At 72.0% G+C, this 12,318-nt stretch carries 9 protein-coding genes and 1 pseudogene; 3 read left to right on the top strand and 7 right to left on the bottom strand.

Translation table 11 applies throughout. The features are described from left to right. Positions 1–136: 136 nt before the first annotated feature. Positions 137–1,450, bottom strand: coding sequence for an MFS transporter (locus ABGB18_RS11855; protein WP_347695495.1), 1,314 nt, complete (start codon positions 1,448–1,450; stop codon positions 137–139). Between the two features lie 87 nt (positions 1,451–1,537). Between ABGB18_RS11855 and ABGB18_RS11860 the strand changes: the two are divergent. Continuing rightward, positions 1,538–1,687, top strand: a pseudogene (locus tag ABGB18_RS11860) (TetR/AcrR family transcriptional regulator); the annotation flags it as partial. A gap of 32 nt (positions 1,688–1,719) precedes the next feature. On the opposite strand, the gene ABGB18_RS11865 reads toward ABGB18_RS11860, so the two are convergent. From ABGB18_RS11865 to ABGB18_RS11885, 5 genes are all read right to left on the bottom strand, one after another. Beyond that, the gene (locus tag ABGB18_RS11865; protein ID WP_347695843.1) at positions 1,720–2,184 is read right to left on the bottom strand and encodes a hypothetical protein; all 465 of its coding nucleotides are present in this window, start codon (positions 2,182–2,184) and stop codon (positions 1,720–1,722) included. 172 nt (positions 2,185–2,356) lie between these two features. Beyond that, positions 2,357–3,148, bottom strand: a complete 792-nt coding sequence (locus tag ABGB18_RS11870) for an MBL fold metallo-hydrolase (protein ID WP_347695496.1) — start codon at positions 3,146–3,148, stop codon at positions 2,357–2,359. Between the two features lie 132 nt (positions 3,149–3,280). Then, complete coding sequence (locus ABGB18_RS11875) at positions 3,281–4,075, bottom strand: alpha/beta hydrolase (protein WP_347695497.1); 795 nt, start codon at positions 4,073–4,075, stop codon at positions 3,281–3,283. A gap of 11 nt (positions 4,076–4,086) precedes the next feature. Then, the gene (locus ABGB18_RS11880; protein WP_347695498.1) at positions 4,087–4,923 is read right to left on the bottom strand and encodes an alpha/beta hydrolase; all 837 of its coding nucleotides are present in this window, start codon (positions 4,921–4,923) and stop codon (positions 4,087–4,089) included. Between the two features lie 88 nt (positions 4,924–5,011). Continuing rightward, positions 5,012–7,636 (bottom strand): AAA family ATPase, encoded by a 2,625-nt coding sequence (locus tag ABGB18_RS11885; protein WP_347695499.1) that lies wholly within the window; start codon positions 7,634–7,636, stop codon positions 5,012–5,014. Between the two features lie 95 nt (positions 7,637–7,731). Between ABGB18_RS11885 and ABGB18_RS11890 the strand changes: the two genes are divergently transcribed. Continuing rightward, on the top strand, positions 7,732–8,481 hold the full coding sequence (locus tag ABGB18_RS11890) for an alpha/beta hydrolase (protein ID WP_347695500.1): 750 nt from the start codon (positions 7,732–7,734) through the stop codon (positions 8,479–8,481). Positions 8,482–8,523: 42 nt separating this feature from the next. Here ABGB18_RS11890 and ABGB18_RS11895 read toward each other — a convergent pair whose 3' ends face one another. Beyond that, positions 8,524–11,262 carry an AAA family ATPase gene (locus ABGB18_RS11895; protein ID WP_347695501.1) on the bottom strand — a complete coding sequence of 913 codons (2,739 nt, stop codon included), beginning with the start codon at positions 11,260–11,262 and terminating at the stop codon, positions 8,524–8,526. A gap of 122 nt (positions 11,263–11,384) precedes the next feature. Here ABGB18_RS11895 and ABGB18_RS11900 point away from each other — a divergent pair, with 122 nt between their 5' ends. After that, positions 11,385–12,287, top strand: a complete 903-nt coding sequence (locus ABGB18_RS11900; protein ID WP_347695502.1) for an alpha/beta hydrolase — start codon at positions 11,385–11,387, stop codon at positions 12,285–12,287. The last annotated feature ends 31 nt before the right edge of the window (positions 12,288–12,318 follow it).

Genomic DNA, 12,318 nt, shown 5'->3' on the forward strand with positions numbered 1-12,318 from the left:
CCGCACCATATGGCTCGGAAGTGTTCCCCGTCACGGTGCAGATGCCGAAAGCGCGCGGCCGCCCGCTCCGACGTCTGTCGGGATAGTGCGCGAGCTCACGTCCTAACAACCATCGCGGGCGACGCGAGCCGACTCCCTAACCATCGCGGGCGAAACGCAGCGAAACGAGGCTGACCGCCAGGGCGATGAGGGCGAGCAGGCCGACGGCCGTCCGGAGCCCGGCGAGTTCGGCGAGCATGCCGACCACCGCGGGACCGGCGAGCAGGCCGACGTAGGCGATCGACGTCGTCGTCCCGATGACGGCCCCACGGCACCCGGACGTGGCCGACCGGCCGGCGAAGCCGTAGATCGTCGGGGTGATCGCGGAGGAGGCCGCACCGGTGAAGGCGATGGCGAGCAGGGTGACCGCGGGGTGCGTCGAGGTCGCGATCAGCAGGACGCCCGCCGTCACGTTCAGGCCGGAGATTCCCAGGATCCACCGGTCGCAGATCCTGGCGGCGGCCCAATGTCCGCACAACCGTCCGGTGATCATCCCGCAGGCGAACACTCCGGGAGCCAGGCTCGCCAATGCCTGCGACGCTCCGGTCACGTCTCGCAGGAAAATTCCACTCCATTGCTGGGCGCCGCTTTCGACGAGCATGGCGAGCGCGGCGAGGGCACCGAGCAGCACGATTTTCCGGTCGATTCGCGGGCGCGGTTTTTCCGCCGTATCGACGGCCCGTCGCGGCATCAAGTGGGGCGGCAACATACGCCGGGCGGCGGGAAGGGCGAGCAGGATGACACCGGTGAAAACGAAGAGTGAAATTCCCGGGTTCTGTCCCGAAAAGGCGAACAGCCCGGCGCAGGCCGTTCCCGCCACCAGGCCGCCGCTGAACAAGGCGTGCGCGCGGTTGAGCACCCTGACACCCGAGGTGCTCTCCACCGTCGCGGCCAGACTGACGACGACGACCTCGACGGCTCCCGTACCCATCCCGAACAGGAGCAGCGCGACGACCAACTGGTCCAGCGACGAGGCCATGATCGGTAAGGGCAGGGTGAGGGCGAACAGCGCGGCCGCGATCACGGCGGGCGCGCGGCCGAATCGGTCGAGCAGCCGCCCGAAAGTGAGCATTACCGGCATTGCGGTCAGTGCCATTCCGAGCAACGCCGTGCCGAATTCTCCATTGGTCACCTCGGAGTTCGCCCGGATCGCGGGCAGCACGGCGGTGTAAAGTCCCCAGCCGAATCCGTAGAACATGAAGGAGAAGAAGACCACTTTCAGGTTCGGCCCGACGGCTTCCGGCCCGGAACGTCGTAAGACGAGCACTGGTTGTTTTTCCGAAAGGGCCATAAAACCATCTTCTTTTCGTTTCGTTCCACGCGCATATTCGGAAATGCTCACTTGGCGTGAGTTTCGCCTTGTCAGGCCCAGAATCAGGTGGGTGGATTCGCCGGCGAGGCGGCGCGTCATGACGGGACCGTGACCCTGTTAGGAGGGAGAAGGGCAGGCGTCGGCTAGCGTTACCACCGTTGACGTCGAGTCATGGTGGTGACGGTGATGGCGGCGGAGGAAAGCGCCCCCCGGGGCCCGGCGGGGCCACGGCGACGCCGGGACGCCGCGGCGACGCGGCAGGCGCTGCTGGAGGCGGCCCGCCGGCGGTTCGCCCGTGACCGCTACGAGGCGGTCAACGTCAGGGACATCGCCGCGGACGCCGGCGTCAACGTCGCCTTGGTATACCGCTACTTCGGGTCGAAGGCGGGGCTGTTCACCGTGGCGGCGGCGACGTCCTCGCCTACATCGACAGCGTCGGGGAACCGACCGGGCTGGAGGGCTGGTCCGCCGGCGCCAACCTGGCACTCGGCGTGGCAGCGCGGTCCGACGCGGTGGACGCGGTGGCCCTCTTGGAGCCTCTGATGCGGGGCGTGCTGGACGCGCAGGAGCAGGCGGCCATCGGCGACGCCGTCACCCGGATGGGCGAACTGGCCGCCGAGGGCGACTTGACGGCCGCGATCCGCGTGTTCGCGGGCGCGCCCTTCAACGACGAGGAGATCGCCGTGGCCGAGACCGCCGGCTACTTCGAGGCCGCGGGCCGCTACGTCCCGCACCTGCTCAAGCTCCTCCAGCAGGTGGTGGCATCCGGAGGGCCCATCACTGAGGATCCGGCCGTGCTCGGCGCGATCTCCGCTCCCGTGCTGGTGCTGCACGGATCCGACACCAGGCCCTGCTACCCCGCCAGCGCGCGGCACGTGGCCGCCCACGTCCCCGACGCGCGGGTGCGGGAGATCCCCGGCGCCGGCCACGCCGCCCCGCTGACCCATCCCGAGTCCCTGGCCCAAGGCACTCACCGAGTTCTTCCGCCCCGCGAGCTCCGACCGGTCACACGACGACGTCCGCCGAGGTGCCCCTGGGAAGCCAGCGGAGGCTTTCACGCAGAGTGGATGAGCCGCCGGCGAGCTCCCGCTCGATGCCTTCGCGGTTTTCCCGGAAGTGCTGCCAGCCCTCGTAGTGGACGGGCAGGACGGTGCGCGGAACGATCGTCTCGTGAAGGCGGGTGGCCTGCCTGGCGGTCATCGTGTAGCGCAGCGGCCCGGTGATCGGGAAGCCGACGCCGCCCAGGTGGAGCAGGATCGTTCCGGGCCGCAGGCGGGTGGCCGCGTCGCGGAGCGCGCGGTGGTAGACGGTGTCCCCGGTGATCCAGAGTGGTCCATGGTCCTGCCCGGGCCAGGTGAGGGCGAAGCCGATGACCTCGCCCACGATCGGCCTGCTGAATGGGGGGCCGTGCCGGCATGGCGTGGCCGCGATGTCGATGGGCGGGCGCCCGGGGGCTTCCAGGCGGGTCGCCTGCCCGGCCCGCAGGCCGCGGACCGGGTACGGCAGGGACCGGGCGCCAGAGGAGGTCGTCACGATCGTTCCGGCGGCCGGCAGCAGGGCTCGGCCGGCATCGTCGAGGTTGTCGCCGTGGTGGACATGGGTGAGCAGGATCGCGTCGATGGGTGGCAGGTCGGTGGGGGCGATGGCCGGACCGGTGAGCTTGCGGGAGGAGGTTCCCCAGCCGAAGGCGTAGGTTCTCCCGGGGGGATCGAAGGTCGGGTCTGTCAGCAGGTGCCAGCCGTCGAAGTCGATGAGCACGGTCGGGCCGCCGATGTGGGTGAAGCCGACCTTCGTCATGTGAACGCTTCCTTCCGTGGTGTCTCAGCAGCGCCATCACCTGGGCGGCGGCGATCGCCTGACGGGGTGGGCGGCTTCCGGGTGGGGGTGCCGAGGTCCGGCGCGGCCGTGTGGCCACGCCGGACGCTCGGCTCAGCCCGCGTGCCTGAGCGCCCAGTCGAGCGCGTGGTCGGCGATCTCCTCCCAGCCCTTCTCGGCGGGCATCAGGTGGCAACGGCCGGGGTACTCGACGACCTCGGTGATCGTCTTTGACTTGTAGTGCTTGGCGTTGGAGCGCTGGACCTTCGGCGGCATGAGGTTGTCGTTCTCGCCGGAGATGAACAGCAGCGGCCTGCGGTCGTCGTTGTGGTAGTTGACCCAGTTGTCGTCCTTGCCCGGGTGGATGTTGGCCAGCGCGCTGCCCCAGAAGATGTGGCCGGAGGCGGGGACGTGGTACCGCTCGTACGTGGCCCGGGCCTCGTCCTCGGGGAAGGTGTTGGTGAAGGCGTAGCGCCACTGGTCGAAGGTGAAGCCGACCGCCTTGTGCCGGTTGGCCGGGTTCTTCAGCACCGGGAACGTGGCGCGGATCTGCGACAGCGGCACCACCTGGACACCCTCGGTGGGCGCGGAGTTGATCGCCACCCCCGCGGCGCCGAAGCCGTGGTCGAGCAGGATCTGGGTGAACACCCCGCCCGCCGAGTGCCCCATGATGATCGGCGGCGTGTCCAGGCCGCGGACCAGCGTCTCCAGCGACTCGATGATCTGCGGCACGGTCACCTGCTCGATCGGCGTGGAGTCGGCGTTGAGCTCCTCCACCTCCACCTCGAAGCCGGGGTAGGCGGGGGCGAGGACCGTGAACCCCCTGGCCTGGTAGTGCGTGATCCAGTGCTCCCAGCTCCGGGGCGTCACCCAGAAGCCGTGGATGAGGACGATGGTGTCGGGTGTCATGGTCGGCTCCTTCAGCGCGTGGCGTTGTAGGCGGACAGGACCACCGCGGTCGCGGCGTCCGGATTGGAGGTCATGACAACGTGGGAGGAGCGGATCTCCCTGACCTTGCTGCCGGCACGCTTGGCCATGAAGCGCTGCGCGGCAGGGGGGATGACGTTGTCCTGGGTGGGGATCAGGTACCAGGACGGGATGGTCTTCCAGGCCGGCTCGCCGCTGCCGCCGCTCAGCCCGGTGACGCTGCCGGGCCGCTGCGAGACCGCCATCAGCCGGGTCTTGCTCGCGGGCAGGTCGGCGGCGAACACCTCGCGGAACTTGTCGAGCATGACGTAGCCGTCGGTCCCGCCGGGCGTACCGTCGGGCAGCTTGTAGTCCCGGGCCAGCAGCGCGTCGCCGAGCTTGCTGCCGGGGAACTGCTGGGCGAGCTGCAGCGCGCTCTCACCCTTGTCGGGTGCGAAGGCGCCCAGGTAGACCAGGGCCTTGACGTTGTCGTGGCCGCGGGCGGCGTTGGTGATCACAATGCCGCCGTAGGAGTGCCCGACGAGGATGATCGGGCCGGTGATGGTGTCCAGGACGCTGGAGACGTACGCGGCGTCGCCGGCCACGTCGCGCAACGGGTTGGCCGGCGCGAGGACCGGGAATCCGGCCTTCTGCAGGCGGGCGATCAGGTCGTCGAAACCGGAGGCGTCCGCGAAGGCGCCGTGCACGAGCACCACGGTCGGCTTGGCGCCACCGGTGGTGGTCGTGGACTGCGCGGCCGAGGCCGGGGCGACGGTGGCGGTCAGGCCGAGCGTCAGGGTCAGGGTGGCGAGGGCGAGGCTCAATCCGGGGCGGGGCTGGGTGCGGGTCATGGCGGGTTTCTCCTTGGAGGCTCGTGCTGTCGTCGCAGCACGAGCATCCGGGGTTCGCCGGGTGGCATGAATCGGTCAGTTGACTGCATCAGGGGGTCACGCTTTCGAGTGCGTCACGTAGTGCGGCCCGCGAGGTGATGCCGAGCTTGGGGAATATCCGGTAGAGATGGGCGCTCACGGTGCGGGACGACAGGAACAGCCGCTCACCGATCTCCTTGTTGCTCAGTCCGGAGGCGGCCAGCCTCGCCACCTCCAGTTGCTGGGCGGTCAGACCGTGCGCGGCGTTGGGCCGCTGCGTCACCGCCACGCCGGTCGCCCGCAGCTCCTGCTCGGCCCGTTGCCGCCAGGCGGTCGCACCGACGCCGGCGAACAGGTCCGCGGCCCGGCGCAGTTCGGGCCTCGCCTCGCCGGGCTGCAGGCGGCGGCGTTGCAACTCGCCCAGGGCCAGCCGTACCCGGGCGTGGTCGAACGGCCAGCGTTCGGTCCTCGGCAACGCGAGCGCGGCCCGGAACAGCGCGACGGCTTCGTCGGCCGGCGCCACGAGCGCCTGTGCGGCCCTGATGTGCAGGCGCAGCCGGGGCGTCCGCTCGGCCAGGCTCCCGGCCGCGGCGACATGCGCCCTGGCCTCCTCGATCCGGCCGGTGCGCACCGCCGATTCCACCAGCTCGAAGACCGCCCACGGCGCGTAGGCAACATAGGGGGGGATGACGCCTGGTGGGCTGATGCCGGTCCAGTACGCGTAGGCGCTGTCGTAGTCACCGTGCGCCATCGCGGCGAGCGCGAGATTGCGCGCCGACAGTGACAGGTGCAGGCCGCTGCCGCGCGGCGCGGCCCACTGCTCGACGGTCTTGCTGTACTCCTTGGCGCTGTCGGAGTCGCCCCGGGCGGCGGCGAGCCAGCCGAGGCTGCAGCGCAGGTCGTGGGCCAGGAGGTCCAGGTCGTGGCGTACGCACAGGTCGAGTCCGGCGTTGGCCGCGCTCTCGGCCTCCTCCCACCGACCGGCCAGGAAATGGTCGTGCGCGGCGAGCCAGTAGCCGCTGGCGGCGTGTGTCACCGCACCCCGCCCGACCTCGCCGTCGATCAGGCCGCGGATGCGGTCCCGGCAGTCGGGCAGCAGGTCCATCCAGGTGGCTGCCCGGCACAGCGCGGCCACGCGCCCCGGCGGGGCGTCGGCGGGCAGGGCGTCGAGGGCGGTACGCACGAGCGTCGCCGAACCCCGGCCCAGGAACACGTCGTGCAGCAGGCGTACGAGATCGTCGTCGCAGCCGGTGACCACGTCGGTGACTTCCGCCCATTCCTTCGGATCCTGGGTGTACGAGGCGGCCATCACCCTGACCAGGGAGCCCGCCGCCGGTGTGCCACGCAGCAGACGGCGCGCGGCGTCGAGGTCGCCGTCGCGCAGCATGAGGATCTGCGCCCTGGTGGCCAGGGCCCTTGCCGGGTCGTCGAGGTGGCGGCGCGCCTGGTCCAGCAGGCTCTGGGCCAGGTCGAGCTGCCCGGACTCGCTCGCCAGCTCAGCGGCGTGCTCCAGCCTCGCGGCGCGGGCCGGAGGGTCGGGAGTGAGGTCGGCCGCCCGCTGCAACGCCTTGACCGCCAGCCCGGTGCCGCCCTTGAGGCTCACCGCGCGGGCGGCCTTCTCGATCTCGGCGGCCACCCGCTCGTCCGGCTCCACGGTGGCCGCCGCCAGGTGCCACATGCGCAGCTCGGGATCGGCCTTGTGCTGCTCGGCCAGCACGGCGTGCGCGTCGCGCGTCTCCTCCGGCGAGGCCGTCTTGATGATCGCGGATCTGACCAGCGGGTGGCGGAACCGCAGGCCCGACGGGGTCGAGTCACGGGTGACCAGGCCCGCCCGCTCGGCCTCCAGCAGCTCGTACGGCGACAGCTCGGCCCGATGCTCCAACCGATCACCGTCGAGGGCCGCCACCAGCAGCGTCGTCCGGATCCGCGGCGGCAGCTCCAGCAGCCGGCCCGCGAAGCCGGTCTCCAGCCGAGTACGCAGGGACGCGCCGCTGGGCAGCAGCTCCACACCCGCGGAGGTCTGCGGCAGCTCGTTGATCGCCAGCGGATTGCCCGCGGCCTCGGCGAGCACCCGCTCGCGCACCGACGGCGGCAGGCCCGGATGGAGCAGGTCCAGCAGTTGCCCGGCCGCCTCGTCGTCGAGCGGCCCGACCTCCAGCAGGTGGATGCCGGGCGTGACGCGCTCGGTGGCCGTCAGCGGCCGGCGGGCGAAGACGGCCCGCACGTCGTAGGGCTGGAGCCGTAACAGGATGAACATCATCACCTCGCGCGTGGGATGGTCCACCCAGTGCGCGTCCTCCACGGCGATCAGCACCGGCCCGTCCTCGGCCACGGCCGCCAGCACCGCCAGGGACGCCACCGAGATCGCCAGCCGGTCGGGGGCCGGTCCGTCCCGCAGCCCCAGCACCCGGCGCAAGGTGTCCCGGTGGAAGGGCTCCACCCGGTCCAGATACTCCATCACCGGTGCGAACAACTGGTGCAGTCCGGCGAAGGCCAACTGGGCCTCGGATTCGAAGCCACTGCCGCCCAGCACCCTGATGCCCTGTTGCCGGGCGTAGGCGACGCCGGCCCGCAACAGCACGGACTTGCCCACGCCCGGGTCCCCGTGCAGCACGATGTTGGGCAGGACGCCGGGCGCACGGTCGATCGTCTGCCGCAGCGTGGCCAGCTCTCCGGCCCGTCCGATGATGTCCACGTGGTTCGTCTCCTCGGTGCAGTCAGTTGACCGATTGCCGTGCTTCCGGGGTGCGGCATGCTGGGCGGGTGCCGCGACTACAGGTGGGGACAGACGTGAGCCTCTTCTTCGAGGACGTCGGTGACGGGCCGCCCGTGGTCCTGGTGCACGGCTGGCCCCTTTCGCACCGGTTCTGGGAGCTCCAGATCGGCCCGCTCGTCGAGGCCGGCCGCCGGGTGGTCTGCTACGACCGGCGCGGCTTCGGGCGCTCCAGCCATCCCTGGCACGGCTACGACCTCGACACCTTCACAGCCGACCTGGCGGCCCTGATCGAGAGCCTCGACCTGACCGGGCTGACGTTGGTGGGCTTCTCCACCGGCTGCGCGGAGGCCGTCGGCTACGCCGCCGCGTCCGAACGGGTGGCCCGGCTGGTGCTGGGCAGTCCGGTGCTCTATCCGGACCCGCTCGCGCACGAGCTGCTGACCGCCTCGAAGCGGCACCGCATCCCCATGCTCGACGATCTGCTGCTCAGGTTCTTCGCCGTCGACGGGCACAGCACGCTGGACGAGCCGACGCGCCAGTACCTGCTGCGGCACGCCGCGGAGTCCTCCCCCAAGGCGACCGCCGGCTCGCTGGCGGTGTGGGGCGCCGCCGACCCCCGCCCCGAACTGGCCCGCGTCACGGTGCCCACACTGATCATCCAGGGCGAGGGAGACTCGTTCGTGCCCCCTGATGACAGCGGGACGCGCGTCGCGCGGGCGGTCGCCGGCAGCTCGCTCGCGACGATTCCCGCCGCGCCGCACGGCGCTCCGCTCACCCACTTCGAGCAGTGGAATGAGCTCGTGATGGAGTTCCTGGCGAGATGACGGCACGCAGCGACGGTACGTTCCGCGTGACGGATCCCGGTATCAGTCGCGTGACGTATCTCCGAGCGCGTCACGCAGTTGCGCCCGCGAGGTGATGCCGAGCTTGGGGAAGGCCCGGTACAGGTGAGTGCTGACGGTGCGGTGCGACAGGTAGAGCTGCTGACCGATCTCCCTGTTGGACAGCCCGGCGGCGGCCAACCGGGCGATGTGCAGCTCCTGCGAGGTGAGCAGCTCGGCGGCCGGCGCCACGCGCAGGTCGCTGGCCTCGCCCGCGGCCCGCAGCTCCTGGCGGGCCTTCTCACCCCAGGCGAGCAGCCCGAGCACGTCGAAGGCGTCGCGGGAGGCCCGTAGTGGCACCCGTGCTTCCTGGATCCGCCGCCGGCGGCGCAGCCACATGCCGTACGCGAGCAGCAGACGCGCCCGGGCGGTGGGCCAGCGCGACAGGTCGGCGCCCAACGCGTCCTGGTAGAGCGCCTCGGCATCGGCGTCGTCGGCCAGCAGCGCGCGGGTGTGCCGCAGCCCCACGTGTAGCAGCGGAGACGGGGTCCGGGCGGCCACCTGCTCCAGGTCGGCCACCGCCCGCCGGGCCGGCTCCGGGCGGCCGGCCGCGACGGCGGCCTCGGCCAGCTCGCTGATCACCCACTGCCGCCAGATCAGGTGGTGGGCGACGTCGCCCGGCTCGAACAGCCGCCACAGGTGCCCGAACGCGTCGTCATACCGCCCGGCGCACAACGCGATCATGCCCCTGGCATGCTGGAGCAGCGCCGCGACCGAGCTGATGGCGACGGTGCCGAGCACCCGCTCCCCCTCTGCGGCCAGCACCAGGCCGCGCTCCTCCTCACCGCGGAGTCCGGCCAGCAGCCCCAGCATCCCCAGGGCGGTGGCCAGCCGTCGCGGCTGAGCGGTCTCCCGGGCCAGGCGTTCGGCCTCTTCCGCGACCAGCAGCGCCCCGGCCCAGTCGCCGCAGAAGATCTGCCGCCACACCTGCGTGCTGAGCGCCCGCGTGAGCAGGCCCAGCCGGCCCTGGGTGCGCAGATCGGCGATCGAGATCTCCATGAAGTCGCCGACCAGGTCGAAGGCGCCGACCGTGCTCGCCGCGATGCCGAGCAGCCTGGTCACGCCCCCGTCCAGCCGGGTGTCGCGCATCTTGGTCAGGCGCTCGATGACCTCCGCCCCGTGTTCCACCGCGCCCGCCGTGGCAAGGGTGACCAGCAGCTCCGGGTCGTCGTCGCCGGCCGCGAGCCGTTGGGCCAGGGCGATGACGCGACTGCGCTGCTCCCAGCCGGGATCGCTCCACCAGCAGCGGATGGCCGCCGCACGGACGAAGTTGAGCGCGAGCTCGCGGTCGCCCGCCGCCTCCGCCGCTTCGGCCGTCATGACCAGCCGGCGGATCCGCGCGGGACCCTCGTTACGTCCCTCGTTACGTCCCTCGCCGAGCACCTCGCTCAGCCAGACGCCCCTGGCGCGCGGCAGCTCGCCGAGGTAGGACGGCTTGGCCATCGCGATCAGTTCGGCGGCCTCGTCGCCACGGCCGAGCTCGAAGGCCAGCTCGGCCGCGGCCAGCAGGCGGCGGGCGCCTGCCGCGGGCTCCTCGCTGACCTCCGCCGCCCGGCGCAGGGCGGTCACCGCCACCGGGATCGCGCCGCGTTGCCGGGCCCGCGCGGCCACGCCCTCCAGTTCGGCGGCGACGGACTCGTCCCGATGGGCGAGCGCCGCGGCGCGGTGCCAGGCCCTGCGATCCGGGTCGCGGGCGTGTACCAGGGCCAGCGCGGCGTGGGCGGCCAGGCGATCGGTGGGGCCGGCCTTGTGGTAGATCGCCGAACGCACCAGCGGGTGGCGGAAGCGAAGGGCCTGCTCGTGCAACTCGACCAGGCCCGCTGCCACGGCCGGAGCCAGCGCCTCGGCGGTCAGCTCGGTGCCCGTCACCACCCCACCGCCGGCGCAGGCGGAGGCCAGATCGTGGCCGTCGTCGGCCGCGGCCACCAGCAGCAGTGCTCTGGTGTGCGGCGGAAGCTCGGCCAGCCGCACGGCGAAGGCCTGCTCCAGGCGCGCGGTGAGCGGCAGGACCGCCGTCTCGTCCGTGATCGTCCCGGCATCCAGCGCGAGCGGCAGCTCGACCAGGGCGAGCGGGTTGCCGGCCGCCTCGCTCAGCACGCGCCAGCGCATGCCGACGCTGAGCCCGGTGGCCTGGGCGTCCAGGAGCGCCTCGGCCGCGGCGGGCTCCAGGCCGGTCAGCCGCAGCTCGGGGACGTCGCTGGCGTCCAAACTGGTGGGATGGCCGTCGCGCAAAGCCATCAGCAGCACGATCGGATCCGATCGCACGCGCCTGGCCACGAACCCCAGCACCTCGGTGGTGGGGCCGTCCAGCCACTGGACGTCGTCCACCACGATCAGCAGGGGCCGGCGGGTCGCCGCGTCACCCAGCAGGTTGAGGACGGCCAGTGCGACCAGGAAAGGCTCGGGGTCGCCGACGTCGGTCATCCCGAAGGCGCCGAGCAGCGCCTCGCGCTGGCGGGTGGGCAGCTGACCGGCGGCGCCGAGCATCGGCCGCAGCAACTGGTGCAGCCCGGCGAAGGGCAGATGGGTCTCGCTCTGCACCCCGGACGCGGTGGACACCAGCAGGCCCCGGGCCTCGGCCCGCTCGGTGGCGACGGCCAGCAGGGCCGACTTGCCGATCCCCGGCGCACCGCGTACGACCAGGGCGTCTCCGCGTTGGTGAACGCGGTCCACGAGCTCCGCGAGTTGCGCGACCTCGCGCTCGCGCCCGAAGAGCGTGATCACGGCATCCCTCCCGCCAGAGCCCCGTGATCGAATGGTCGCATAAGTACGTCATGTTACGAATGACCAGTGTCTTGACTTCTCCTAGCATCAGCAGGGCCTCGCATCAGCCCGTGGAGCAGTCAATGATCAGACCCGTCCTGGAACCGGCTGCCCAGGCCTTCGCCGATGCTACCGCCGGCCCTCCCTACCTGCACGCTATGCCGCTCGAAGCGGGCCGCCGGGCGCTCGCGGAGGTCCAGTGCCCGGACCTCCGCGTTCCAGGCGTCACCCGGCAGCCGATCGAGGGGACGAGGCTCACCGTCTTCCGCCCCGAGCACGCCGCAGGCCCGCTGCCCGCGGTGCTCTACCTGCACGACGACTGGGTGTTCGGCGGCGAGCACGCCCACGGGCGGCTGGCCCGCGAACTGGCCTGCGGGTCTGGGGCGGCGACGGTGTTCGTCGACTACAGCCTCTCGCCCGAGGCCCGGTACCCCGCCGCGCTCGGCGAAGGGGAGGCGGCGCTGACCTGGATACGCGCGTACGGCGGCGCCCACGGCCTGGACACCTCGAAGATCGCGGTGGCCGGCGGCAACCTGGCCGCCGCGCTCGCCCTGGCCGCCCGTGGGCGCCTGGCCGCACAGTTGCTGCTGTGCCCGGCCACCGACGCCTCCTGCGACAGCCCCTCCTACCGTGAATTCGCCGAGGGCTACTTCCTGCGCGCCGACGGCATGCGCTGGTGCTGGGACCAGTACACCGCCGACGAGGTGCGGCGCGACGAGCTGACCGCCTCGCCGTCGCGGGCCACGGCGCACCAGCTCGCCGGGCTGCCGCCGGCCCTGGTCCTCACCGCCGAGGCCGACGTGCTGCGGGACGAGGGCGAGGCCTACGCCGCCAACCTGCGGCGGGCGGGCGTACCCGTGACCGCTGTGCGCTACCAGGGAGTCATCCACGGGTTCATGACGCTCAACGCCCTCCGCGGCACCCATGCCGCCCAGGCGGCGATCGACCAGGCCGGACGCTTCCTGGCCCGGGCACTCGGTCTCTGACAACGGGCACCCGGACCCCCGGTGGGACCCA

The sequence above is a fragment of the Nonomuraea sp. B12E4 genome, assembly GCF_039871825.1.
Classification (GTDB): domain Bacteria; phylum Actinomycetota; class Actinomycetes; order Streptosporangiales; family Streptosporangiaceae; genus Nonomuraea.